Genomic DNA, 24,348 nt, shown 5'->3' on the forward strand with positions numbered 1-24,348 from the left:
GAGTTAATTGATAACAGCCCACATTGTTGTGAGCTGTATTATCAACATCATCTAAGAAACGTTATTGAAGCTTGAGCGTGAAGTGCCTCGTTTTGTGCTTCGTTGATCAGAAAACAGCTCCGCAATAACCTGACGATTTAATTCGCCTTTCAAATGGCCGTGCTCATCGATGACGGGCAGTGAATGTTCACACGACATGACTTCAGTCAGCACTTGCTCAATGGCTAAATGTGGAGAGATGATAGGCACCTCTTCATAGATATCATCACGCCAATCTGATATATGAGTTAACTTCGCTGCGTTTAGCAATCCTTGCTGTGTTATCACGCCTTGATAGCCTGCATTGGTCTCATGGTAGGCATAATCACGTTTAACACGTTTCATTTCACTTAGTGCATCTTCAATGGTTTCAGCGCGAACACAGTACGAAGGTGGCTGCATCAGCGTTTCGACTGTCAGTGCTCGCGCTCTATTGACGTCTTTTACAAAGGCTTCAACGTACTCATTGGCAGGATGCAGTAAAATTTCGTCTGGTGAACCTTGTTGGACAAGTTCACCGTCTTTAAGAATCGCGATGCGATCGCCAAGTCGAAGCGCTTCATCTAAATCATGAGTAATGAAAATAATGGTTTTGTGCAGCTTCTGTTGCAGCTCTACCAGCTGATCTTGCATTTCGCTCCGAATCAGAGGGTCCAATGCTGAAAAAGCCTCGTCCATCAACAGTATTTCGGCGTCGGTAGCCAGTGCCCGTGCAAGGCCCACACGCTGTTGCTGTCCACCCGATAGTTGAGCAGGATACTGGTGCTTATAACCCGTCAGTCCAACGGTTTCTAACCATTCATTTGCTTTTTCTAAGCGCGCCTCTTTATTCATTCCCTGAACTTCCAAACCATATGCGATGTTGTCGATAACAGTGCGATGAGGCAGCAAACCAAAGCGCTGGAACACCATAGACATCTTGTGACGGCGAAACTGTTCAAGCTCTTTGTTCGAAAGTTGCATGACATCCACCCCTTCTACCAAAATCTGCCCCATGGTTGGATCGATTAATCGGTTGAAGTGGCGAATCATGGTGGATTTTCCAGAACCGGATAATCCCATAATGACAAAAATTTCACCCTTTTGAATTTGCAGGTTGATGTCTTTTAGTCCGACCGTGTGGCCCGTTTCCGTTAAAACCTGCTCTTTACTATGTCCCAACTTAACGCGCTCAATCACGCTATTGGGCTTGGGGCCGAAGATTTTATACAGACCGCTGATTTCGATAAGTGGACTAGTCATGTTTTGAGTCTCCTAAATGAGCTTGAGTGCGTTTCGCATACGCTTGTGAAGCACGATCAAAAAGGATTGCTAGGGCGACAATTGCTAAACCATTGAGAAGACCAAGAGTGAAATATTGATTGGTAATAGACTTTAGAACAGGCTGACCTAAACCTTTTACCCCAATCATTGATGCGATGACCACCATTGACAGTGCCATCATGATCGTTTGGTTAATTCCCGCCATGATGGTTGGCATTGCAAGCGGAAGCTGAACCCCAAAAAGCCGTTGCCGAGTGCTGGCACCAAATGCGGTTGCGGCTTCCAATACTTCTTTATCAACTAGACGAATGCCCAAATTGGTTAAACGAATAACCGGTGGAATCGCGTAGATCACTACTGCGATAAGGCCAGGAATTTTCCCGATGCCCAATAACATCACAACTGGAATGAGATACACAAATGCCGGCATGGTTTGCATGACGTCGAGTAATGGTGTTACCACCGACTGAATGCGATTAGAGCGCGCCATAGCGATGCCGATAGGGATACCAAGTGCGATGGCAAGCATAGTACATACAGTGATGATACTGAGCGTGCGCATAGTATCTTCCCACATTCCAAAATAGCCAATCAGAATCAGCGAACCAAAACATGCAGCGGCCAGTTTCCAAGAGCGGCTAGCGGCATAAACGAGAGTGGTGCAGACACCTAAAATAATGAACCAAGGTGTAGAAATCAGAAGTTTTTCAAACCAGACAAGAAACGCCAGGAGCGGATCAAACAGAGACTCAATGAGTTCACCATACTCGCGAGAGAAATCTCTGTAGGCGCCGTCGAGTGTTTTGCGAATCGCCCTGAGATCAGAGGCATCCATTTCCGGGAATTCGCTGAGCCAATTTGAGTCAGACATATGTACTTCCTTTTTCTGATATACCTAAGCGCTTTCAAGAAACTTAATTTGGCAAGAAGAGTAGGGCACCTAGGCCAAGTAATGGTCGTTCGACAGGTTCTTTATCGAACGTATTACTCTTTAAGCTCAGGCGAATATCGTCAAACTTCTCTTTTTCGTTCCTTAGGTATACATCCTTTAAAATAAAACAATCATTAGTGTTCAAACTAATGATTTGCTTGGATTATAGTTTTTCTTCTTCAATAAAATGAACACATTAGCGTGTATTTGTATGAAAAATCTGCGCAAACTAACGTTTTTATTATCCGGTTAATTAGAATTGATCTTTTTGCTCGTTTGTCATCGAAATTTCTAAATTATTAGATGTCTAATTAATGCTGATGTATTACGTATTTGTCGTGTTGATTTTTGCAAACTTAGTTTATTGGCATATGCTAAAAATGTTATTGGCATATGCCAGTTTAAGGCGTAATTTGACTCTGTGTTTTTGAGGGACAATGATGGCAAGACCAAAGATAGAAAGACGAATATGCGGACGTGCGGCTCACCACTGCTTTAAGCCCAATGGCATTCCATTTAATCAGTTGGAGCAAGTCGCCATATTACCAGAAGAGTTAGAAGCGCTACGTTTAGCCGACTTAGAGGGGCTTAGCCAGCAGCAAGCTGCGGAGCAGATGGGCGTTTCTAGACAAACTTTTGGTAACACAGTAAAAAGTGCAAGATTGAAAGTCGCAAAAAGTTTAGTTGAAGGTCATGCATTAGTTTTTCCGAATGAGGAGTCAAACTTATGATTTATGCTATTCCTAATGATGGTGAGCGGGTGGCAAACCACTTTGTAAAAGCACCATACATCGCTATTTATTCTGATACTGACGGTATGCTAAAAAACTTAGCGAACATTGCTTCTATGCCACAAGCGGGTTGTAATGCGAAGTCTCAGTTGATTCAGTCTCTACAAGGGTACAATGTGGATGCTGTTCTTGTGCGAAATATTGGTGAACGTGTATTGGCAAAGCTACTTAGCAGTGGCACGCCAGTATTTAGGCTGTCTACTCGTAGTTCATTGGAAGATGTGCTTGCGGTTCCAAGAGAGCCTTTGATTGAGCCCTCTCAAGGACGCCCATCAAACAATCATAAGAAAAGTGTTCACAAACAAAAAGGCGGCTGCGGCTCCTGTGGTTGTGGTGGCCAAAAATCAAAAACCTCCTTGTTGGCAAGACCTAAAGCGCTACTCAAAGCAACATCTAGCCCTGCTATACTTAAGCTAGAGTCGATGGCTAATAAGGCAGGTTAATATGGTTTGGTTATTTACCTTTCTTGGTTTTCTCGCAATCATTTTGTTGATGTCACTTGGCGTCATTTTTCATAACAAGCGTATTCAAGGAAGTTGCGGCGGTTTAAACAACGTCGGTGTTGATAAAGTATGCAACTGCGAAACCTCATGCGCAGAACCTGAAAGGCGTTTATATCAAATCTCAGAGCCTAACTCATCACCTGAGCACTAAGGCTTTTGGCCCATTGCGGCAAGGTTTGCCGAAACCAGTCCAAATATTTGCTGGTCTGCGGATTCTCTCTGGAGACCAGTATGTTGACTACCTCGACAACGATCCACGCTTTTGCTAGTCCGATATCGCGCGCCAATTCTGTTGTTTCACCTCTCTCTGCGCACTTTATATATTTGTCTGCTACGTTCAAGTAATCATCAAATGTGCCCATGCCCTCGATGAGCGGCGCTAAATCTATCGCGACATGCCCTGTAGAAAAGCGCTCCCAGTCGAACAGCACCAGCTCGCCATTTTCGCGCTGTCCCCAGTTTCCAGCATTCGAGTCTCCGGAGATCAAGTTCTGTCCATCGAAAAGATGCGCCGATCGTTGTTGGAGGTTGTGGAAGAACTGCTCTGTCTCTGAGCCCAGTTCAAGTGTAGCGAGTGCTTGTTGAGTCGCTTGTGGTGTCCACTGGTGGCGGTGATAAACACCATCTGATGTTGGTGGAAGTTGGTGCAGTTTGACGAGTTGTTCAATGACTCGATCATCTTCAAGTAAGAATGCTTGCTCGACTGCGTGGGGAACGTATTCAATGTGCAGAACGTTTTTCTGGTCGTCGAATTGAATCAAGCGCGGTACGTGTATTCCAAGCGCGTTAAACTGTTCGGCATAGCGTTGATAAAACGCCACTTCTATTTGAGTAGGGTTACGTTTTTCTATTACTTGGACGCCATCTTTTTCGATGAGAAAAACTTTGGCACTGCCCATTTGGTTGAATTCTTGTTGCGACACCGGACTTCCTGTCTTCATGTAGAGAGAGCTCACCTTAATCGCTGCACTCACGTTTGCCAATAGCCACGACAAAGTGCCTCAAAAATATTAAATGCAACTGTTTAAATATGATTTTGCTGTGAGTGTCTAAATTTTACACAGTCTCGCCTGTACTCCGATAAATTCGTTCTACGCTTACTATTCGTCTTAATAAAGGAGAACCAAAATGGCTGTAATGAAGCAGGATATTCCAAATCGTGTAACGGTTTACCATGACAATATCGATCAAGAACAAGAGCTGAAAAATGCGATGCTGCCAGAGAAACCGCGCTACTTTAACGGTGCTCCGACTTACAAAGCGAACAGCATCGAAGAGTTTGAAAGCAAAATCAGTCAGATAGGTTTGTCTCTCGATAAATAATTTTTCTTTTACCTAAAAGCGCCTTCAAAATGAGGGCGCTTTTTTGTTTATGTGATTGATTTGAATCTTAGGGAATTAACCTTGTTGTGTACTGCCTTGGCAGACCTGTTTTTGCACTGCTGGTGGCGCGGGCTCGTAATGGCTTAAAGTCATACTAAAACTGCCTTCACCACCCGTGATAGCTCGTAATCGACGAGCGTAATCTTGCAACTCGTTTACTGGCGATTTGGCTTTCAACAACGTGAATTGGCTATCAATCGGTTCGGTGCCTTCTATTAATCCTCGATTACCTGACAAATCCCCAGACACGTCACCGACGTTTGTGGTTGGGACGTGTAACTCCATTTGGACAATTGGCTCCAGCACAATAGGATCGGCGTTGTTAATCGCATCTAAAAAGGCTTTCTTACCTGCGATGACAAACGCAATTTCTTTCGAATCGACGGAGTGATATTTACCGTCATAAACGGTGACTTCCACATCCTTAATTGGGTTGCCAGAAATCGCGCCTTCCTCTAACGCTTGCAAAATACCTTTTTCTACAGCAGGAATGAGCGCGGTTGGGATGGCGCCACCCACCACTTTGTTGATGAACTTAAATCCGACACCACGTTCGAGTGGACGAACCTTCAATTGCACTTCACCAAACTGGCCTGCACCGCCACTTTGTTTTTTGTGTCGATAATGCCCTTCGGCAGGTTTGGTGATGGTTTCAAAGTATTCGACGCTTGGTTGGCAGGTTTCGACGTCCAGTTTGTACACGTTCGCCATCTTTTCTAATGCGACTTTGAGGTGAAACTCCCCTTGGCCGCTGATGATGGTTTCGTTGGTGCGAGCGCGATGTTCGATGCGCAGCGAAGGATCTTCACTGGCAATTTTATTCAGCACATCTCCTAATTTTTGCTCATCTCCACGCTTAAGAGGCTTCAAGCACAAAGAATACATGGAGTCAGGAAGGTCCAACGTTTTGAGTTGAACACCATCTTCTTCGTGAGAGTCATGAACGATTGAATCGAATTCGAGATCATCCACTTTGGCTAAAACGCAGAAGTCGCCTGCAAGCGCGCGAGGGATCTCGGTTCTATCTTTGCCCTGCAGTTGATATAAGTGCCCAACTTTAAATGCCTTGTTGCTTTCGCCAATATAAAGCTGGCTGCCCGCATTGATTTCACCCTGATACACACGTAAGTAGGCAAGTTTTCCCATATATGGGTCGACGCTGACTTTGTACACGTGTGCGACGGTGTGCTCTAAGGTTTCGCAATTTACTTTGATTTTTTTGCCGTTCTTTTCCAGTAGAGGAGGGTTACCCTCGTTTGGCATGGGCATGATCTCCGCCAAGGTGCGCAGCAGCAACTCGACGCCCGCGCCGGTTTGTGCTGAGACAAAACAGACCGGAATCACATGTCCAGTTCTCAGTGCTTCTTCAAACGGATCATGCAGTTGCTCTGCGGTGAGTTCGGAGCCTTGTTCCAGATACAGTTCCATCAGTTCTTCATCGACTTCGATGACTTGGTCAATTAAGGTCTCATGAGCTTCATCTACCGTTGCAAGTAAGGTTTCTCGTCCCAATTCTGGTTCGAAATAGCAGTCAACTACAGATTCCCCGTCAGCCGAAGGTAAGTTGATCGGCAAGCAGTGGTCACCAAAATGCTCAACGATGTTCTCCATCAATCTTTCTAACTGACTACCGTGGTTATCGAGCTTATTGATGATGATCATCTGACATTTTTGCTGCTCTTTTGCAAAGGTGAATAAGCGATCGGAAGTTTGGTTAAGTGGTGTTTGAGGGTCGATGACAAGGGCGGATGTTTCAACGGCAGGAAAAACGCTGATAGTACGGCCAAGTAACTCGTTTTGTCCCGGAGTGTCGATGATATTGAGCCGGTGTTTATTCCAGCGCAGTGCGACTGGCGTTGCTTCAATACTGTGTTGATATTGGATGGATTGAGGGTCGAAGTCGGTAACAGTATCGCCTTTTTCTACGCTGCCTAAATGGTGGGTGGCATCGCAGGTGAAGAGCAGTTTTTCTATCAGTGTGGTTTTACCGGTCCCGGTTTGACCGACAAAAGCGATATTGCGTATTTTATTGATAGGCATAAAGCCTCCTTGCAAGATGGCGTGAAAAACCTACGAATTGCTAGGAAGTGGGTTGTTATAGAAACCCACGCACTGCATTGGAGTAGGGCGGGATTACCGCCTATTCGTTTTCCACGTCATTTTCCGGATGACTCGATGCATAAGACCACCTTCTTGGACTACTGGAATCTTAGCATGCATCAATAACCATATAATTTATGTGACTTATTTCATGATGGGGCTGATTGTTTTTTAATCGAGATCATAAACTCAGAGGTTCTGACTTTTGGAGCAAAACCTCTGGATTGTTTAGGCTATTTGGAAAGAACGATTTCGCCGTCGCAATAAACCAAGCTTGGCGTTACATCTTGTCCGAGCAGCACCGGGCCATCAAGATCGACAACGCTTGCCTGAGCAGCAATGGGTAAGGCAGCACGCATCGCAAGCGACGTCCCCAACATACAACCGGACATGAGGCTAAAACCGAGTTTTTGGGCGTCGTCGGATAATAATAGTGCTTCAGTGAGCCCGCCAGTTTTATCTAGCTTAATGTTCACCATTTCATATTTGCCAACCAACTGATGCAATTGCTCTCTGGTGTGACAACTTTCATCGGCGCAAAGTGGAATGGGGTGCGGAATGCTGGCGAGTACGTCGTCGCAGTCTTGTGGCAACGGTTGCTCGATCATGGTGATATTAAACGGTTCGAGTTGAGCAAATACCGTCGCGAGGTCGAGGTTTTGCCACGCTTCATTCGCATCTAAGACAATTTGTGCGTGCGGCGCGGCATCGCGTACTGCTGCAACGCGCTCAATCACGTTTTCACCATCCAGTTTTACCTTAAGCAGTTTTGCGCCTTGGCTAAGGTAAGCTTGTGCCTGTTTTGCCATCGCTTGCGGCTTGTCGATAGAAACCGTCATCGCCGTCACAATCGCCTCGGGTAACGTAAAGAGGTCGTGAACCTGCTGCTTTTGGCTCAAAAGCGCGTGAAGATGCCAAAGGGCGCAATCCAATGCATTTCTTGCCGCCCCTGCGGGTAATAACGATTGAAGCTGGCTTTTGAGAACCATGACATCAGCTTCGCCTTTGGCATACAAACTTTGCAGCTCATGCGCGGCGTGAGAAATCGCCTTAATCACCGATTCAACCGATTCACCATAACGAGGGTATGGCGTGCATTCACCTTGGGCGATCATGCCTCGATGTTCAATTGTCACGCGGACTACGTGGCACTCTGTCCGACTGCCGCGAGAGATGCGAAATGGTGTCGCCATGGCAAGCGTGACAGGTTCTACATGAATTTTCATCTCACTAGTTTTCCCTAAACCACAGTTATTTTCTAAACCGTAAATGTTTCTTAAATCGTAAGGAGCCTATCTGCAACCGCATCAACGCCAAAACGTACAGGGTCGGTGACGGGCACTTGGTATTTGTCGCTCCAATCCTGGCATAACTGGGCTGCATCTTCTTCGCTGAGCGCCGAAGTGTTTAAGCAAATACCCACTAATTGAGCGTTTGGATTTGTTAGGCGAGCAGCGGCCAGATTCGCTTCTATCGTTTGTTCAATAGTTGGCAAGCTCGCATGTGGTAAGTTGCGGATGTGCGGGCGACCAATCTCATGGCACAGTATCAGAGCGTCAGCTTGTGCGCCGTGAAGTAAGCCCAAACTTACGCCAGCAAACGAAGGGTTAAATAACGAACCTTGCCCTTCGATGATGTCCCAATCGTGATCGGTGAACTCAGGGCTGATCGTTTCTACTGCGCCGGAGATAAAATCGGCAACTACGGCATCAATTGAAATGCCACTGCCTGCGATGAGAATTCCAGTTTGACCCGTTGCTTTGAACTCTGCGCGACAGTTTTTACGCTTTAATGTGTGCTCAATGGCGAGGGCAGAGTACATTTTGCCAACGGAGCAATCTGTTCCTACAGTAAGTACTCGCTTGCCTGCGCGAGCTTTGCCATTGCCGACCTTGAGCGGGGCATCATAATGGCGAACATCATACAGTTTGGTTAATCCACGTTGTTCTAGATCGGCAAGAGGAGCAAATTCCGCCAAACGTTGGTGCATGCCCGATGCAATTTCAAATCCCATCTCTGCCGCTTCAAGTAAGGTTGCTTGCCAAGCTTCGGGAATGACGCCTCCTGGATTTGCCGTGCCAAGCACCAGCGTTTTTGCTCCTTGCTGCTGCGCTTTTTGTAGTGTCATGTCGGTTAAACCAAGCGATACGGTTTCTGGCGTCAGGCGGATTTGGCCAAGACAAATCTCAGGTCGCCATTGATATATGCCACGCGCGGTTTTTGCTGCGAGTGGATCGGTTACGTCGCCAAGAAAGAGTAGGTAAGGTTGAGCAATTTGCATGATGGTTCCCTTCGTCATCGTTATTGCTCATTAATGTAGCCAGACTGATTTAGGAAACCGAATGCTTATTTGTTAGGCAGGTATAACTTCAGGTTATACCTTTAAACCATCTGTTGTTTTAGGGCGGTGATAAATTGCTTTGTCGCAATGGATTGAGGTGTGTGCTCTGCGAATAAAATAGAGACAGAGAAGGACATATTTGGCTCCAAAGCATGCACGGAAACGGCATTATCTTGGCGATATTGTTTTGCAGTCCAAGGGTCTACAATCGCGAATCCTGCTTCGTTTTTCACCAGTTCAGCCGCCGCGGAGTAGCTGCGGACGGTAATGGCATGTTGATAATGCTCGTCACGCGCTGACAAGGTTTGATGTAACAGCAAGCCCAGAGGGTCTCGGCTATCTAAACCGATAATGGGTAAATCGTGACTGATGAGTTCTTCTAAAGTGACGGTTTTTTCTGTGGGTATCGCTGCGCTTTTAGGAGCGATCAGTGCTAAGTTTTCTTTCAATAACACGTGCCCCATGATCGCTGGTGGCGTTTCTTCACCGAACGCAATGGCGACATCCAATTCATGTTTCAGTAAACCTGAGCACAGCTCATCGCGATTAGCCGTTGAGAGCTCAAAGGAGATGCCGTGTTCTTTCGACAGCAACGCGACAGTCGGCGCTAACAAGTGTGCGGCCAAAACAGGCGGAGCACCAACTCGTAAATGTTGAGTTCCCTGTTTGACTTTGTTGGTCAGAGAGCGAAATTGTCCGAGTTGTTGATAGACTTTTTCAGCCTCTGGCAATAAGGCTTTGGCTTCTTGAGTTGGAACGAGACGGCCCTTTACACGCTCAAATAAAGCGAAGCTCAGTTGTTGTTCTGTATGGGCGAGAACTCGAGTGACATTAGGTTGGGAAACGTGCAGTAAGCGAGCCGCGCCTGACACCGTTCCTGCTTGCATAATGGCGTAAAAGACTTCTAATTGCCTTAAGTTCACTGCGATTTCCCTCTGCTTATGTTGGTCACCTCAGAATACCCAACCTTGCTGATAAGCGATAGAGGCAAAAGTGCTAGCGTAAAAAATAGGAAGACGATGTTGGTTGCCTTCCTATCTCGCTTTTTCAATTTCTCAACTTCTCAATTTCTATGCTTCACTTTGCTGCTGCATGAAGGGGCAGGTCGTTAAACGGCTCGACGTCTCGGCTGAGTAATCCCATCAAAATCACTGCCAATACCATGACAGCGGCTGCGATTGCAAAACCGTATTGTGTTAGTTCGTAATGACTCAATATTGCAATCAGGACGTAACTGAGAGATTGAATGGTGGTGGCAAACATGCTGATGCCGCCATCGACGCGACCTCGTTGATGAACCGCTACGGTGTGATGCATCCAGTTGACTCTCGCAATGCGATTTAGCGCGTTAAATACGCCAAACAGCGCCGTAAACAATAAGATGGTCAGCGGGCTCATCGCAAAACTCATCCCGATAAGCGCAAAAGAGACCATAACCATCGAAGCGAACATAATGTGGCTATGGGAGGCACGGCTTAGCACTTTGGTGACAATAAAGCCGGTTAGCAACGAGCCGAGGCCAAAACTGATGTTGAACCCTGCAAACCAATCGCCAGAGATGCCTTGTTCAGAAAACCAAATCGGCACCAGTTTGCTCAAATACGTCAATGCAGGATAAGAGAGGCAAGAGAGCAGAATAAAGCCATAAAATCGGGGTTCGAGACGGAATATTTGTTTGCTCTCTTTGAGTTGCGCGATGAAAGCAACGGATTTTGACGCCCTTAATTGTTGGGTATAAGGCGTCAGAATATAGAACATCGCTGCTAATGCAGAGGCGCTGGCCGCAAACAAAGCAAACTCTTTCATACCCCACATTTCAAGCAAAACAATACCCAACGCGCCAGCTCCGAGGGTTGTGGATTGCATTACAATTTCTTGCTGACCCGAAATTTTCGCATACTCATGGTGCTGATAATTTTCTTGGGTGAAGGCGTTGTTGGTCGTCCATGCAAAATTACTCGAAACCCAATACACCAGTTGCGCAAAAGCCAGCAACCAGTGTGACTCAAACCCTAACCAATAAGCAATGAACACCACCAAAGCCATACCCGATTGAATCCATTGATTGAGCACGAGTAGTACTTTGCGTGAATGTCGGTCAATTAAAGTGGAAAAGAAAGGCGTTGCTAGAAAAGAAATCGCGGTGCAGCTCAGAGAAACTAAAGCGACGAATGTACCCATGTTAGGTTCGGAAAGCATGACCCATGGCAGCGCCATCATGAATAAGCCAGAGGAGATACTGTCGAAGAAGCGGCCAGCTAAGTACGGCTGAGTTTTATTTTTCATTATGTTTGCCTCTAACTCCCGATGTATTTCAAAAGGTTGATGTCCAACTGTCTTGTGTTTAACAACCAAGTCGTTCGCGCTGAACACATTATCTTGAGCTCGCCGGGGTTTAGCGTTAATTAAGATGGTGCAACTTTAAAACCTCAAGTAAACTTGAGGTAAAGCGTTTTTTTAACAAAATTGATATACAGGGAGTCAAGGATGGAAATCAGCGTAGGAGAAGTGGCAAAACGTTCTGGAGTGAAAGTATCTGCCCTACATTTTTACGAGCAAAAAGGACTGATTTCGAGCTGGAGAAATCAAGGTAATCAGCGTCGCTACCATCGCAGTGTGTTGCGCCGTGTTGCGGTGATCAAAGCAGCGCAGCAAGTTGGGTTGTCGTTAGAAGAAATTAAACATGCGTTAGATGAACTGCCGAAACACCAAGCCCCTAACAAAGCGCAATGGGAAGAAATGGCAAGCCATTGGCATGAACAGTTAGAACATAAGATTCAAAAACTTAAAGCGTTGCAAAACGATTTAGGAGGATGCATTGGCTGCGGGTGCTTGTCGTTAGAAACCTGCGCACTGCGAAACCCAGAAGATGTATTAGGGAAAGACCACTCGGGGTCGAACTTAACGTTAGATGAAGAGTAGCGATTATCTCTATTCTTTGTCGAAACTGTCGACTACGATCGCGCCCATCGAAGCAGGCATTGTGATGACGATAACGCGTTTTATCGCAACCAAAGGCTCATTCATGAGTGGCAGCTTATCAAGACAGAAAAGAACTAACGCTACCACAACGGCCGCAATGAGGTACGCGATAACCACACGAAAAATAAAGATGGATACGCGATTCTTGATGTGGCTTTGAAACACGCTTTGATACGCGAAAAAACTGAGGAAAATGACAGAAAGACTTAACAGCATGAGCAAGTTTGCCATTGGTAGGCTCTCACCCAATCGCCACGCTTCCTCCGAAAATGAGATCGGGACTGCTAGGGCAAAAGCGCCAACCAATACTTGGCTAGCGTCTTCTAGATTAAAGTGGCTGCTCATGCTGTTTATTCCATTATTCGCTTGCTAGATGTAAGAGCTTTTCAAAACGCTCATTACCGTGCAGCAATTCGAGGTCTCGTTCTTCGGCAAGTAAATCACGAATGGATGGGCTGTATTCAATTGCGCGTTCCAAGTCTTCAATAGCTTGCTCTTCGATACCAAGGCGAGAGTATGCACACGCGCGTTGATACAGTGCAGGGCCGTTGGTGTAATCGACTTCAAGTACGCGGTTACAAATGCTAAGTGCCCAATGGTATTCGTTGATTTCCATCGCTGCGTCGGCTTTGTACGTCAACGCTTCTAAATCACCTGGACGAATTAACAAGATTTCATCATAGATTTCGATACGTTGCTCTGGAGTTTGAGAGCTTTGTGCACGTAGCCATAAGTTATGGATCTCGTTGATTTTCTCAATTTCTTTGTTGTTTTCACTGATAATGCGAGTTTTGCGTTTTAAATCTCGCTCAAGGGCGACAAACTTTTTCTCGTATTCTTGGGCGATCTTCTCCAATCGTTTATCAGCCATCTCTTTGGTGTTGTGTTTAAACTCACGCAGAGATTGCCATCCGACAAAGGCAATCAGCGATGCGACACCAGCAATGATGTAGAAGAAGTATGTAACGGTCACGTTGGCATAGTTCAACGATTTATCTGCGACCGTTAGCTCGCGATCGGTGATCTCTGTGATCATTCGCTTTTCTAGGCTTTGATAGTCCTGACGCAGCGCTTTTAGTTCATCTAAAATATAGCGTTCCATTAATGGTCTATCTAACAGATCCGATTCTGAATACTTTTCCTCCGATGCCATTGTTGGCAAGGCAAGTATCAGCGAGAAAAAAATACCAATAAATAAGCGCATATAACGTCCTTTCACGAGAAGAGTACAGATAGACCATGCAACAATAGCAAATAGCACAAACGTTTAGCAAAGTTATTACAAAAGAAATAACAGTCGTCTACGTAGAAGTCATATTCTTGTTGTTTTTCAGCTTGTTCCTGGTGGTTATTTGTTGTGATATCTTTTATCCTCCTTGCGAATTTATGATTAATGGAGTGAGCATGGACGCGCGAGCTAAGGATTACTTAGAACAATTCCTAGAATTATTATCACCAGAACAAAGGGAAGCTGTACCATCAGTCAGTGCTGACTATTATTGTGCCGATGAATACAACGCGAATGTATGCGCAGATTTGGTTCGTATTGGACAGAAAACTGCATCGTGCAGTTTGGAGCTTTGGTATCGAGAACATGGTGAAACCATGCCCCAAGTCGGTCATTTACAAGTAGTGACGAATTGGGATGGGGACCCGGTTTGCGTGATACGAATTACTGACGTAAGTACATGCAAATATGAGGATGTAACCGCAGAGTTTGCCTTCGCAGAAAGCGAAGGTGATAGAACCTTAAACTGGTGGCGTGATTCTCATACTGCATTTTTTAAAGCTGAATGCGATGAGTTGAACATCGATTGGCATGAGAAACGTACGCTGGTTTTAGAGCGTTTTGAAGTGGTGTATCCCGTCAATTAATCTCTGATAGCAGCACTGATTTGAAGTGCTGCTTTCTTTATTGAGAGACCATTTTTAGCGCTTTCGAGCGGTCACACTAAACATATGCCAATGTTTTTGGCTTCCTACTACAGTGGTCCCGTCTTCATCTCTTTCATGCAATGAAATGAGGTCGTAACCCTCGAATAAGCTTTCCACTTCCTTTTTTGTTAATGCGGTAATGTTTGGATGCATTTCGGAGGTAACCCACGAGTCTTTCACTCCCAAGAAATCGCCGCAGAAGATACCGCTCGGTTGTAATGCGCTGTCTATTTTTGTCCAGACTTGTTTGAAGCCTTTGTCAGGGCAAAAGAACAAACTGGCATTTGCGATAACCAAGCTGCACTGAGGATAATTAAACTCAGTAAAACAGCACTGCGAAACCGAAAATCGTTTGTTACCTTCAAAGCGTGTTAAACAAGTTTTTACTGCATCTTCATTGCTATCACATGCGTGAACCTTAAATCCCTTTTCGAGGAGAAAGTGGCTGTCTCGACCTATTCCGCAGCCAATATCAAGAGCGACTTTGCCTTCTATCTTAAGTCGATTTACGGCATTTTCCACGCTTGGGCGGTGAGGTTGGCTTAAAATTTTCTGATAGTATTCATTCCATTGCGCTGGCATTGAGCTTCCTTATGTTGGTTGTGCCCCCCAGCCCCAAAACTAGCGTCCATTTTGTTTTGCTTGACTGGGGAGGTTTGCAGTATTGGCAGCTGTTATAGCTGATCTTCAATCGGTAATATTCCGGAGAACCAAGCGCCCATTTTTCGCCATACTCCTGCTTCTGGTTCGGAGTCGTATTCTTCGCCTGTTTTTACGTCGGTCCAGACAATGTCCCCGTCGCGCAGAGTTAAGGCGTAGGCGTTACTCGACAGTTGATTTGGCAGTTGTTCTAGAAACATTTGCACATATTCTGGCTGTTCGATAACAACGGCCATTTCGGTATTCAAAGCGGCCGAACGTGGGTCCCAGTTCATCGAACCAACGAAAAGTGTTTTGTTATCAATTGTCATTGCTTTAGCGTGTAAACTTGCTCTGCTACTCCCCGTGAGGCTCCACTTACTTTTGAGTTTCGCGCTCGCTTTTACTTCCCAAAGCTTGATTCCAGCTTCGAGTAGATCTTTTCGATATTTTGCGTACCAACCATGCACGGCAAACACATCGTTAGACGCGAGGCTATTGGTCACAATCGTGATATCAACGCCTCGCTTGGCCGCGTTACTTAATGCTTGAGTACCTGCTTCAGTTGGAACGAAATAGGGAGAAATGAGCACAAATGAATCCTCAACACTTTTAACCAGTTCCGTTAAATTATCAATAAGTTGGCTCTCTCGGGTCGCGACTTTATCGGGCAGGTCAAACCATACTTTCGCTTCTCCCCAGTAGAGCTTGAGTTTGCCTTGTTTTAGATCTTGGTACATATCCAGTTGAGTGAAGTCATAGCGGCCGGTTGAAAACTTTTCCTCTAACCGGAGTTTATTGACCTGCTTTTGAATCGCTTGGTCGGTAATTTGCTGTGAATTCGGTGTAATCCATTCCATTGGTATCGAATAGGCGCTATTCCAGTAGAGGTCGAACTGATCGGCAGTTTGTTGTACCGCCTCACCATAGAGCAGAAGATCAAAATCACCAAACTCAACTTGCGATTCAAAAGAGAAGTATTCATTGCCGATATTTCTACCTCCGACAATGGCGGAAACACTGTCTGCAATCAGAGACTTATTGTGCATACGACGATTAAGGCGTTCAAAATCGCTAGCAAGAGCGAACCAACGGGAGTCGCGATACTGATGCGGGTTAAATAAGCGGATTTCTATATTAGGATGTGCATTGAGGGCTGCCATCACATCGTCGTTTCGCTTTTGCATATCGTCAAGCAACAGTCTTACTCGAACACCACGCTTTGCCGCTTCATACAAGCGCCACGTTATTAGCTGACTCGTTTCGTCACCACGGTAAATATAGTATTGAAGGTCAAGGCTTTTCTGGGCGGACTCGATCAAAGAGGTTCGAGCAAGAAGGGCATCGTGTCCCTGATTTAACGGTGCAAAGCCAGTTATGGACTTGGGGTCTCTCCCGTAAGCTTCAAAGTACTGCGCAAGAACAGAATCCTTTTGATAACCGAGCTGAAAGCTGGTGGACTTTTCACTGGCGTCATTCAACGATACGGATGAGCATGCCGATAAAATAGTGAGCAGCGAGGGGAAGAGCAACTTGGCGAGCGTTTGTAACAAAGCACATTTCCTTGTCTTACAGAGTGTTACCTACTCCAAATTATAGACTTAAGCTGACGCCACATGCACCCAGAACCGTTTGATAACGAGCGATTAATCGATGAATTGCCATAGAGCCTGAACTAAGTTCAACTTTTAAAGCGCAGATAATCATTTATTTTAATTATCATTATGGCCGTATTGGTCATAATCACTAATATCTGGTGATTATGACCAATAGCGCACTGGATAAAATAATGATTTTTATATAACCATATGATTTTTAATAAATAAATGCTTGGCATGTCATTTGCCATTTAGAATAAAAGTTAAGTCAGAGCAACTTGCGCAGTTGGTTAATTTTTTGTTAATTTTATTAACTTTGAATTGGCAATAACTATCTAGTTCGCTGCTTAAAAGACTAGGCAAGCGCCGCTTTGATGTTTATTCAAATTCAATTCTCTCACCACCATGCTTACCGGGAGCAATGGACTGAATAAAAGTGTGGTGTTGAAAACAACAATAAAAAAGGATTTTCGATGTTAGCAAAACCCATATTACGTTGGCTTTTACCCTTCGTCGTCGTTGGAGGCTCTTATGCAGGATATGCTGCAATTGCCGCAACTGCGCCGGAAAAAGAGTCAACCAAAGATGCAATTACAGAACCTACTGTTCAGGCTTCTTCTCTTTTTCCTACTGATCACAAAGTGGTGATTACCAGTCACGGTGAATTAGTCCCTTTTGAAAAAACACACCTTTCCGCGCAAGTCAGTGGTGAAGTGATAAGTTGGCACCCGAATTTTGTAACGGGTGGCATCGTGAAACGAGGAGAGGTTCTTTTCACAATTGAAAGCGACAACTATGAAGCGTCGGTTTTACAAGCTGAAGCCGATTTAGCTAGTGCACGCGCAAACTTGATTGAGGAACAAGCGAAAGCCGAAGTGGCAAAACGTCAGGCAAAGAGACTGAGCGATAAGCAAGTGACGGATCTGTATTTACGCAAACCTCACGTTTTGAGCGCACAAGCCCAAGTGAAGTCGGCTCAAGCGGCACTCAAACGAGCAAAAAGAGAGTTAGAAAATTGCAAAGTCGTTGCACCTTACGATGCGCTGGTTGTTGAGCGTGATATTGGTGTTGGTCAATTTGTTACATCTGGTTCTCGAGTTGCCACGTTAAACAACATCGAAGTGGCAGAGGTGCACGTACCCATTGCCGGTTTTGATAGTGCATTTTTACCCGAATCCATTGGTGAACTCACTGCGACAGTGACGCAGCAAGGTGTGTTTTCTACCACTAGAGAAGGTCGAGTAGTTCGTGATCTAGGCATGATTGATAGCGCTACCCGAATGATTAACATGGTCATTCAAATCGCGGACCCATACGGTGTCGATAACCAGCAGCCTCCAATTAAATTCGGCTCCTACGTTGAAGTGAGCTTCACTGGTAAGGAACTTAAGCACATCTACCGCTTGCCACAGGAATTAGTTAAAAACCGTACCGTGTGGGTGGTGAATGGCGATAATCAACTTCAACCCAGAACTGTCACGGTTTTGAGAGCAGAAGGTGAGTTTTTGCTGGTGGGCGAAGGCTTAGAGCAAAGTGATAAGTTGGTACTGACCTTACCAGAGTACCCTCAAAAAGGCATGGCGGTACAAATCGCAAAAAAGAGTGACGACTCCGAAACCGTCGTACAGTAAGTAGGAGTTTGTCATGGAAGATACTAAACAAAAGGGCTTAATTGCCTATTTTGCGAATAACCCCGTCGCTGCCAACCTTTTGATGGTGTTCATCATTATCATGGGTGTGGTGAGTTTTCTCTTTATTCAAAGGCAGATGTTTCCGAATATTGAGGTGAACTACATTGATGTTCGTGCGACTTATCCTGGCGCTTCTCCTCAAGAGATAGAAGAGAGTATTCTCGTTAAGGTCGAGGAATCGATTAAAGACGTCACCGGGATTAAAAAAGCAGTCTCAACGGCCTCTAGAGGTAGCGCGTATGTTTCCATCGAGGTAGACGTTAATGCCGATATCAAGCGTGTCTTAGATGATGTAAACCAACGTATTGATACCTTGTCTAACTTACCAGCGGGTATGGAACCAATCAATGTCTACCAAGTTGAATGGCGCCAAGATGTAATCGAAATGGGGTTAGTTGGGGACCGACCGCTCGAGGAGCTTAAACCGCTTGCTAAGCAAATCGAAGATGAATTACTTCAGTTAGAAAACGTCATGCTGGTGTATCTGAGTGCGCCAGAAGAAGAAATAGCGATTGAAGTAGACCCACTTGTTCTTCGTAAATACGACCTGACGTTGAGCGATATCAGCAGCGCGATCAGCCGTTACTCAGCCAACTTTTCTGCGGGCGAAGTAAAAACAAACTCAGGGATGATTGCAGTAAGGATTGAAAACCAATACTACCGTGGTGATGAGTTTAGAAATATTCCTGTAAAGCTTGGCGCAAATGGTGCGAAGGTTATACTGCAAGATATCGCCACGATCAAAGATGGCTTTACGGAAGAAGAGCGCTATTTTGAATACTCAGGGCAAAATGCGATCTACATGTCTGTTGAAGCAACTCGTGATCAGAACATTATCCCTGTTGCACAGTCCGTTCGTAATTATATTGAAGCAAAAAACAAGACATTGCCGCAGGATGTTAAGCTCAAAGTCTTAGTTGATACGACTTATTATTTAAATGGGCGTCTCGACATGATGTTGAAAAACTTGCTGCAAGGTGCTGCATTAGTCGCGATTATGCTGACCATTTTCCTACGTTTCCGCTTGGCTATGTGGGTAATGATTGGGCTACCTGTCTGTTTCCTCGGTGCTGTAATGATGATGCCAGCTTTGGGTATTACAGTGAACATCGTCTCGCTGTTTGCTTTCATCATGGTGCTCGGAATTGTGGTGGATGACGCCATCGTCATGGGAGAAAGTGCGTACAGTGAAATCGAAGAAAAGGGCGGCGGTGTCGATAACGTGGTACGCGGTGTCAAACGTGTTGCTACGCCAGCGACATTTGGTGTTCTGACAACGATTGCTGTATTCGCACCATTCTTGTTGTCTAGTGGTATTGATAGTGCCTTCTTTTATGGTATCGCGGGGGTCGTGATTCTGTGTTTGATCTTCAGTTTGATTGAATCGAAGCTGATCCTTCCTGCACACCTTGCGCATACTCATTTTAAGCCAGTTAAACCAGGTGGTTGGCGTGACCGATTTAACCAACGTTTTTTTGGTTTTGTAAATGGTCCATATCGGAACTTTGTAACAACATGCACCCATTGGCGCTGGACAGTGTTTGCGGTGTTCTGTGGTTTACTGCTGATCAGCGCGGCTTTGATCAACGCGAATTATGTTCGGGTGATCCCCAACCCTAAAGTGCCGACTGACTATCCTGCGATCACTATTGAAATGAATGATACCGTTTCAAGTGAGCAGACAATCAGTGCACTCAAGACTATTGAACGTGTCATGCAAAAGATCGAATCTGAGACCATTGCAGAACATGGTCAAGGAATGATTCGTGATGTGCTGTCGTACAACAGAAGCCGCACCGAAGGTCGTGTATTAGTACCTCTGGTTGATGAAGAGTTACGCCCGTTCAATACATTTGAACTGGCTCGACGTTGGCGTGAAGCTATGCCTGTTATTCCAGGTATGAAGAGCATCAAAATCCGCGAGCAGAGTGCGGGTGGTGGTGACAGAGATGAGTTTGGCTACTTGTTGTTTGGTTCTAACATCAATGAGCTCAACGAGGCTGGGCGTTACTTGATAGAGCGTTTACAGCTGGAAGAAGGGTTATATGATATTTCATCTTCTATTGATTCTGGAAGCAAAGAAGTACTCCTGTCTCTTGCGCCTGTAGCGTACGATCTCGGTCTGGATCTCACCATGATCGCAGAGCAAGTTGGTGGCAGCTTTTATGGTGGCGAAGCACAGCGCATTATTCGTGATGGTGAAGAAATTAAAGTTATGGTGCGTTACCCGCAACTGACGCGTGAAGCATTCTCATCATTGCGTTACGCCGTGATTACAACACCAGCAGGTAAGAAGGTCATGCTAGGTGATGTGGTGAAGATCAACGAGCAGCCGGGCGTGAGTAGCATTCGACGTGAAGGCGGGTATCAAACCGTTTATGTTTATGGTTCCATAGACGAAGAATTGGTTGAACCTCAAGAAATCGTGAAGGTCATTGACGACAATATCTTACCGGACATGAAGCAAGCCTTCCCAACTGTGAAAACAGAATGGGGCGGTGATATTGAAGAGCAGGCTGCGCAGCGTAATGAACAGATTTTGTTCTTTATTGCAGGCATGATCATCGTCTACATCTTGTTAGCTGTACCGTTAAAAAGTTATACCCAACCTTTGATTGTAATGTCCGTCATTCCGTTTAGTCTGACGGGGGCGATTTGGGGCCATTTCTGGCTAGGTTTAGACATCAGTATGATGTCGACATTTGGTTTGATCGCCGCTGCTGGCGTGGTTATCAACGACTCTCTGGTTATGACAGATTACGTAAACCAAGTGAGAGAAAAGGGTATGAACATCAAACAAGCGGTTGTTGAGGCGGGTTGTGCTCGTTTTCGAGCTATCACGCTCACCTCAATAACGACGTTTGCGGGTGTATTGCCGATAATGTTTGAAACGAGTTTGCAGGCGCGTTTTGTCATACCGATGGCTGTCGCTTTGGGCTTTGCGGTGTTGTACGCAACGGTTCTGACTTTAGTGTTGGTGCCTTGTTTGTATTTAATGCTTGAAGATATTAAAAATATTTTCAGATCGATTAAGAGGTTTATCCATCGTTTGATTAATCGTTTCAGAAAGTCGCCAGTGACGTCGAGCGTTGAAGCAAGCGTATCGAGTTAACAAGCTTGATGTTAACGATTAGGAGCAGCCTTCGGGCTGCTTTTTTGTTTCCGCATTTTGATTCAAAGTGATTTTTTAGTGGGCAGTTACGTAATTATCTGATGAGAAAACTGCCTGACAAAGCATTTCTAATATGTATGTTTCTAATGTTTTAAATTCGCATGGTTAATTTGACACTTGGTTAGCGAAATTTACCAGACGAAGATAACGTTGAATATGAGGTTTTATTTAAGTTGTTGAAAAATAACAAAATAAAAGTTGGCATCGTATGTGCAATATATGAATTGTAATTAAAATTAACTGCTAATCCTCAAGGAGCTTATTATGAAAAGCGTATTTCTATCTACTCTAAGTCTTATTGCTGTAATGTCATCACCAATCGCTGCTGCTAACACTTTAGACAAAGAGGAGTGGAGCTCAGATTTACGTCAGGACTTTTCTGAAATGAAACATGAAGCTATAGCAGATATTCAGCAAATGAACATGGATGCCATTCACGCACGTGATGAGCGTATCGTGAAAAACATTAAAGATGAGCAAGAACAGTTAGTAAAGGTAACGTGCCACAAAGAGAAAGCAAGCAAGTCATAAACGCCGATAAAAGAGACTAACAGACGAAAATGAATCCAATACGAGTTCGGTGTTAGTTAGCAGTAAGCACTGACCTTGTTGCTCTACTTGCCAGCCTTTTAAGGCTGGCTTTTTTGTTTCTCATTTCATGGGTGGAGATCAGATCCTCAAGCCTATTATCAATAGTTGGCGTGTTTGATGAGCTATTGCTGGATGGAGCGGATGTAACTTTTAAAAGTGTAGATTTCAGTAAAGTGGAGGTGATGTTAGATATTTAAAATTTTGAAAAGATCCGATCTCCTTTTTGACCTTCATAATACCTTAGTATGTGGCTTACCTTTACTTGAATTAGAACTCATATTGCAGGCGTTCGTTTAAAGGTATTGATGCATATTTGAAGAGTAAGAGATAGACATATGAGTTTTATTAAAATGTGTAAAGATGGTTTTAGAGGAAAGCCGGATTTCTCTGACTTATTACATAATGCGTTCCAGATAGATGACTTAGTGCTGTCATTTGAGTGTCCGAACAACATATATGAAGGACATGTATACCAGGATCTTGTTAATTTAGAACAGTTCGATGTTGAATCAAAAATAGAGAGGCATGAAAGGTTTGTAAAGTTAGCTACGGTATATTTTTTGTTTCAGAAGAAAATATTGAACCCTTTGCTTCCTATTAACAAACAAGGTGGATTATATATTAGGCTACGGGTTAAATCTACTGGAGAAGATATTGATAATATTAGTCAATTGTCCTCATTTTTAGAGAGAGAATATTATGATTTTTATCATGCCCCGGAGCAAAGTGAAGGCTCTATGAGGGGGTATCATACAGACTTGATGAAAGAATTGACTAAGCGTGCGAATAAACAATGGGGATAAATTCCAGAAAGTGAACACCGAAAAAGAGAAAAAGAAGAATATTTAATTAGAGGTTTCTTAAGTGGTTATCCACCAATAAAGTGTGAGATAGTTGAAGTTGGAAAAAACAAATACTCAAAATACTCAGAAGGTAATCTTAAGTATAAGAGTGAATTACGAAGAGTATACAATTTACCCATAAAAAATGAATTCTACCTGAGCATCGAGTTTTGGTATAAGTACGAATCGATGTTTGCTAAGCAGAAGTTTTTAGATTGGGTGAGAAGTGCGGATGAAACCTTTGAAAAAAAAGTATTGGAATTACTGGATTTGTCTCCGCTCATCGACTCGTATACAGCCAAAGCGGTAAAGGGATTGAACGAAAAAACTAAGGCAGAGTAACACAGCGTCAAGAAAAGCTAGCAAAGTATGTAGCCATGAGAGAAAAATGAATCAAATTGGATGTCTATTTACCTTTGTGCGCCATGGCGCATATAAAGCCAATGGATTTAGTATAGAGCCTATCACAAATATCAATACATATTTAAATAACAAGAGATATAAATATGAATTTTATCAAAATCTTTAAAGATGGGTTTAGAGGGAAACCAGATTTTGCACACTTGTTACATAATGTATTCCAGATAGATGACTTAGTACTATCATTTGAATGTCCGAACAATATATATGAAGGTCATGTATACCAAGATTTTATTGAATTACAACGATTCAATATTGATTCAAAAGTAGAGCGGCATGAAAAGTTTATAAACTTGGCCACGATTTATTTCTCTTTTCAAAATAAAATAATAAATCCACTATTACCAATCAATAAACAAGGTGGCTTATATATTCGGTTAAGGATTAAATCTTCAGATAAATATATTACTAGTGTTAATCAACTATCTTCATTTATAGAGAAAGAGTACGTAGATTTTTATCATGCTGTAGAGTCACCTGACGGTTCTCAAAAAGGTGATCATACAGAGTTGATGAATGATGCCATTGCGTATGCAAATCATCGTTGGGGAATGGACCCGATAAACGAAGAAAAAAAGAGAGCGAAAGAAGAGTTCCTTGTAGGAGAGTTTCTTCGTGGTTACCCTCCAATCAAATGCCAAGATATCAAGATTGGTGGAAATACATTTTCAAAATATGTAGAAGGAAATTTGGAGTATAAAAAAGACTATCGAAGAGTGTACAATTTGCCTATCAAAAATGAGTTTTACTTTAGTATTGAATTTTTATATGAAATCGAGCCTATGTTTGCTCAAAAAAAGTTTTTAGATTGGGTAAGACACGCGGATGAAATCTTTGAAAAAAATGTTTTAGAGTTGCTAGCACTGTCTCCGCTTATTGATTCGCATACTACCTCCAAATCCGAAAGGTTGGCAAAAAAAAGTTGATCCAGAGCGTTCATACTTAACTTAAAGAAAAAAGCCCGCGAAGAATGCTTTCACGGGCGAAAAAAGGGCACCAAATTGGGTGTCTATTCATTTTGGAGGTGGTCGAACGTCCATATAAAACTGACAATAGGCTTGGTGAGAGGCTTACCACCAGCGCGACCAACGAGGCTAAAGTTAACATTGTTGTAATCATTGTTAAAA

24 protein-coding genes are annotated in these 24,348 nt (G+C 44.1%); 12 read left to right on the plus strand and 12 right to left on the minus strand.

Features of this window, described 5'->3' with window-relative positions:
- Nucleotides 1-51: 51 nt before the first annotated feature.
- Nucleotides 52-1,281, minus strand: coding sequence for a glycine betaine/L-proline ABC transporter ATP-binding protein (locus R7F67_RS07300; protein WP_258454540.1), 1,230 nt, complete (start codon nt 1,279-1,281; stop codon nt 52-54).
- Entirely contained in the window at nt 1,274-2,173 is a 900-nt protein-coding gene (locus R7F67_RS07305) for an ABC transporter permease (protein ID WP_005373926.1), read from the minus strand. Before R7F67_RS07305 ends, R7F67_RS07300 begins: the two co-directional genes overlap by 8 nt.
- Before the next feature lie 500 nt (nt 2,174-2,673).
- Here R7F67_RS07305 and R7F67_RS07310 point away from each other — a divergent pair, with 500 nt between their 5' ends.
- From R7F67_RS07310 to nqrM, 3 genes are read left to right on the plus strand one after another with little or no spacing between them, the layout of a single operon-like run.
- Nucleotides 2,674-2,964, plus strand: coding sequence for a DUF134 domain-containing protein (locus R7F67_RS07310; RefSeq protein WP_005373924.1), 291 nt, complete (start codon nt 2,674-2,676; stop codon nt 2,962-2,964).
- Nucleotides 2,961-3,467, plus strand: a complete 507-nt coding sequence (locus tag R7F67_RS07315) for a NifB/NifX family molybdenum-iron cluster-binding protein (RefSeq protein WP_005373923.1) — start codon at nt 2,961-2,963, stop codon at nt 3,465-3,467. The genes R7F67_RS07310 and R7F67_RS07315 overlap by 4 nt, the downstream gene beginning before the upstream one ends.
- Before the next feature lies 1 nt (nt 3,468).
- Nucleotides 3,469-3,678, plus strand: coding sequence for a (Na+)-NQR maturation NqrM (gene nqrM / locus R7F67_RS07320; RefSeq protein WP_005373922.1), 210 nt, complete (start codon nt 3,469-3,471; stop codon nt 3,676-3,678).
- Here the strand turns inward: nqrM and R7F67_RS07325 are convergent.
- Nucleotides 3,656-4,468, minus strand: coding sequence for an aminoglycoside phosphotransferase family protein (locus R7F67_RS07325; RefSeq protein ID WP_318057128.1), 813 nt, complete (start codon nt 4,466-4,468; stop codon nt 3,656-3,658). The two genes, nqrM and R7F67_RS07325, sit on opposite strands and share 23 nt — an antisense overlap.
- 187 nt (nt 4,469-4,655) lie before the next feature.
- Between R7F67_RS07325 and R7F67_RS07330 the strand changes: the two genes are divergently transcribed.
- On the plus strand, nt 4,656-4,850 hold the full coding sequence (locus tag R7F67_RS07330) for a hypothetical protein (protein ID WP_005373920.1): 195 nt from the start codon (nt 4,656-4,658) through the stop codon (nt 4,848-4,850).
- 75 nt (nt 4,851-4,925) lie between these two features.
- Here the strand turns inward: R7F67_RS07330 and fusA are convergent, their stop codons facing one another.
- The 5 genes from fusA to R7F67_RS07355 form a co-directional block, all read right to left on the minus strand.
- A complete protein-coding gene (fusA, locus tag R7F67_RS07335) occupies nt 4,926-6,950 on the minus strand; it encodes an elongation factor G (RefSeq protein WP_025768000.1) in 2,025 nt (674 codons plus the stop codon).
- 293 nt (nt 6,951-7,243) lie between these two features.
- Complete coding sequence (gene dgcA, locus R7F67_RS07340) at nt 7,244-8,236, minus strand: N-acetyl-D-Glu racemase DgcA (RefSeq protein WP_222716443.1); 993 nt, start codon at nt 8,234-8,236, stop codon at nt 7,244-7,246.
- A 50-nt stretch (nt 8,237-8,286) separates the two neighbouring features.
- A complete protein-coding gene (dgcN, locus tag R7F67_RS07345) occupies nt 8,287-9,291 on the minus strand; it encodes an N-acetyltransferase DgcN (protein ID WP_222716472.1) in 1,005 nt (334 codons plus the stop codon).
- A 101-nt stretch (nt 9,292-9,392) separates the two neighbouring features.
- Complete coding sequence (locus R7F67_RS07350; protein ID WP_213867566.1) at nt 9,393-10,274, minus strand: LysR family transcriptional regulator; 882 nt, start codon at nt 10,272-10,274, stop codon at nt 9,393-9,395.
- Between the two features lie 154 nt (nt 10,275-10,428).
- The gene (locus R7F67_RS07355; RefSeq protein WP_062731075.1) at nt 10,429-11,637 is read right to left on the minus strand and encodes an MFS transporter; all 1,209 of its coding nucleotides are present in this window, start codon (nt 11,635-11,637) and stop codon (nt 10,429-10,431) included.
- 201 nt (nt 11,638-11,838) lie between these two features.
- Between R7F67_RS07355 and soxR the strand changes: the two genes are divergently transcribed.
- The gene (soxR, locus tag R7F67_RS07360) at nt 11,839-12,273 is read left to right on the plus strand and encodes a redox-sensitive transcriptional activator SoxR (RefSeq protein ID WP_213876835.1); all 435 of its coding nucleotides are present in this window, start codon (nt 11,839-11,841) and stop codon (nt 12,271-12,273) included.
- A gap of 9 nt (nt 12,274-12,282) precedes the next feature.
- Here soxR and R7F67_RS07365 read toward each other — a convergent pair whose 3' ends face one another.
- Together R7F67_RS07365 and R7F67_RS07370 are read right to left on the minus strand one after the other, a co-directional pair.
- Nucleotides 12,283-12,678: a DUF2391 family protein gene (locus R7F67_RS07365; RefSeq protein ID WP_005373896.1), complete on the minus strand. Its 396-nt coding sequence runs from the start codon at nt 12,676-12,678 to the stop codon at nt 12,283-12,285.
- Nucleotides 12,679-12,691: 13 nt separating this feature from the next.
- Complete coding sequence (locus R7F67_RS07370) at nt 12,692-13,537, minus strand: tetratricopeptide repeat protein (protein ID WP_005373890.1); 846 nt, start codon at nt 13,535-13,537, stop codon at nt 12,692-12,694.
- Nucleotides 13,538-13,737: 200 nt separating this feature from the next.
- Between R7F67_RS07370 and R7F67_RS07375 the strand changes: the two genes are divergently transcribed.
- The gene (locus tag R7F67_RS07375) at nt 13,738-14,208 is read left to right on the plus strand and encodes an ASCH domain-containing protein (RefSeq protein WP_213886188.1); all 471 of its coding nucleotides are present in this window, start codon (nt 13,738-13,740) and stop codon (nt 14,206-14,208) included.
- 54 nt (nt 14,209-14,262) lie between these two features.
- Here the strand turns inward: R7F67_RS07375 and R7F67_RS07380 are convergent, their stop codons facing one another.
- Nucleotides 14,263-14,850 carry a class I SAM-dependent methyltransferase gene (locus R7F67_RS07380; protein WP_005373885.1) on the minus strand — a complete coding sequence of 196 codons (588 nt, stop codon included), beginning with the start codon at nt 14,848-14,850 and terminating at the stop codon, nt 14,263-14,265.
- Nucleotides 14,851-14,942: 92 nt separating this feature from the next.
- Nucleotides 14,943-16,460 (minus strand): phospholipase D family protein, encoded by a 1,518-nt coding sequence (locus R7F67_RS07385; protein WP_054576161.1) that lies wholly within the window; start codon nt 16,458-16,460, stop codon nt 14,943-14,945.
- 518 nt (nt 16,461-16,978) lie between these two features.
- On the opposite strand from R7F67_RS07385, the gene R7F67_RS07390 reads away from it, so the two are divergent.
- The 6 genes from R7F67_RS07390 (at nt 16,979) to R7F67_RS07415 (ending at nt 24,147) form a co-directional block, all read left to right on the plus strand.
- The gene (locus R7F67_RS07390) at nt 16,979-18,136 is read left to right on the plus strand and encodes an efflux RND transporter periplasmic adaptor subunit (protein ID WP_025767993.1); all 1,158 of its coding nucleotides are present in this window, start codon (nt 16,979-16,981) and stop codon (nt 18,134-18,136) included.
- Between the two features lie 13 nt (nt 18,137-18,149).
- Nucleotides 18,150-21,308, plus strand: a complete 3,159-nt coding sequence (locus R7F67_RS07395; RefSeq protein ID WP_318057129.1) for an efflux RND transporter permease subunit — start codon at nt 18,150-18,152, stop codon at nt 21,306-21,308.
- A 324-nt stretch (nt 21,309-21,632) separates the two neighbouring features.
- Nucleotides 21,633-21,899 (plus strand): hypothetical protein, encoded by a 267-nt coding sequence (locus R7F67_RS07400; protein ID WP_005373876.1) that lies wholly within the window; start codon nt 21,633-21,635, stop codon nt 21,897-21,899.
- Between the two features lie 395 nt (nt 21,900-22,294).
- Nucleotides 22,295-22,762 (plus strand): hypothetical protein, encoded by a 468-nt coding sequence (locus R7F67_RS07405; RefSeq protein ID WP_309303205.1) that lies wholly within the window; start codon nt 22,295-22,297, stop codon nt 22,760-22,762.
- Nucleotides 22,763-22,990: 228 nt separating this feature from the next.
- Entirely contained in the window at nt 22,991-23,143 is a 153-nt protein-coding gene (locus R7F67_RS07410; RefSeq protein WP_017633562.1) for a hypothetical protein, read from the plus strand.
- Nucleotides 23,144-23,307: 164 nt separating this feature from the next.
- On the plus strand, nt 23,308-24,147 hold the full coding sequence (locus R7F67_RS07415) for a DNAase (protein WP_318057130.1): 840 nt from the start codon (nt 23,308-23,310) through the stop codon (nt 24,145-24,147).
- The last annotated feature ends 201 nt before the right edge of the window (nt 24,148-24,348 follow it).

It is taken from the genome of Vibrio sp. YT-17 (assembly GCF_033337375.1).
Lineage (GTDB): Bacteria > Pseudomonadota > Gammaproteobacteria > Enterobacterales > Vibrionaceae > Vibrio > Vibrio alginolyticus.

Coding starts and splice junctions, on each gene's coding strand:
- R7F67_RS07375 (WP_213886188.1), top strand. CDS start 13,738: ATGGACGCGCGAGCTAAGGATTACTTAGAACAATTCCTAGAATTATTA.
- dgcN (WP_222716472.1), bottom strand. CDS start 9,291: ATGCAAATTGCTCAACCTTACCTACTCTTTCTTGGCGACGTAACCGAT.
- R7F67_RS07405 (WP_309303205.1), top strand. CDS start 22,295: ATGAGTTTTATTAAAATGTGTAAAGATGGTTTTAGAGGAAAGCCGGAT.
- R7F67_RS07300 (WP_258454540.1), bottom strand. CDS start 1,281: ATGACTAGTCCACTTATCGAAATCAGCGGTCTGTATAAAATCTTCGGC.
- R7F67_RS07370 (WP_005373890.1), bottom strand. CDS start 13,537: ATGCGCTTATTTATTGGTATTTTTTTCTCGCTGATACTTGCCTTGCCA.
- R7F67_RS07415 (WP_318057130.1), top strand. CDS start 23,308: ATGAATTTTATCAAAATCTTTAAAGATGGGTTTAGAGGGAAACCAGAT.
- R7F67_RS07355 (WP_062731075.1), bottom strand. CDS start 11,637: ATGAAAAATAAAACTCAGCCGTACTTAGCTGGCCGCTTCTTCGACAGT.
- R7F67_RS07305 (WP_005373926.1), bottom strand. CDS start 2,173: ATGTCTGACTCAAATTGGCTCAGCGAATTCCCGGAAATGGATGCCTCT.
- fusA (WP_025768000.1), bottom strand. CDS start 6,950: ATGCCTATCAATAAAATACGCAATATCGCTTTTGTCGGTCAAACCGGG.
- R7F67_RS07330 (WP_005373920.1), top strand. CDS start 4,656: ATGGCTGTAATGAAGCAGGATATTCCAAATCGTGTAACGGTTTACCAT.
- R7F67_RS07365 (WP_005373896.1), bottom strand. CDS start 12,678: ATGAGCAGCCACTTTAATCTAGAAGACGCTAGCCAAGTATTGGTTGGC.
- R7F67_RS07310 (WP_005373924.1), top strand. CDS start 2,674: ATGGCAAGACCAAAGATAGAAAGACGAATATGCGGACGTGCGGCTCAC.
- dgcA (WP_222716443.1), bottom strand. CDS start 8,236: ATGAAAATTCATGTAGAACCTGTCACGCTTGCCATGGCGACACCATTT.
- R7F67_RS07395 (WP_318057129.1), top strand. CDS start 18,150: ATGGAAGATACTAAACAAAAGGGCTTAATTGCCTATTTTGCGAATAAC.
- R7F67_RS07380 (WP_005373885.1), bottom strand. CDS start 14,850: ATGCCAGCGCAATGGAATGAATACTATCAGAAAATTTTAAGCCAACCT.
- R7F67_RS07315 (WP_005373923.1), top strand. CDS start 2,961: ATGATTTATGCTATTCCTAATGATGGTGAGCGGGTGGCAAACCACTTT.
- nqrM (WP_005373922.1), top strand. CDS start 3,469: ATGGTTTGGTTATTTACCTTTCTTGGTTTTCTCGCAATCATTTTGTTG.
- soxR (WP_213876835.1), top strand. CDS start 11,839: ATGGAAATCAGCGTAGGAGAAGTGGCAAAACGTTCTGGAGTGAAAGTA.
- R7F67_RS07410 (WP_017633562.1), top strand. CDS start 22,991: ATGTTTGCTAAGCAGAAGTTTTTAGATTGGGTGAGAAGTGCGGATGAA.
- R7F67_RS07325 (WP_318057128.1), bottom strand. CDS start 4,468: ATGAAGACAGGAAGTCCGGTGTCGCAACAAGAATTCAACCAAATGGGC.
- R7F67_RS07400 (WP_005373876.1), top strand. CDS start 21,633: ATGAAAAGCGTATTTCTATCTACTCTAAGTCTTATTGCTGTAATGTCA.
- R7F67_RS07390 (WP_025767993.1), top strand. CDS start 16,979: ATGTTAGCAAAACCCATATTACGTTGGCTTTTACCCTTCGTCGTCGTT.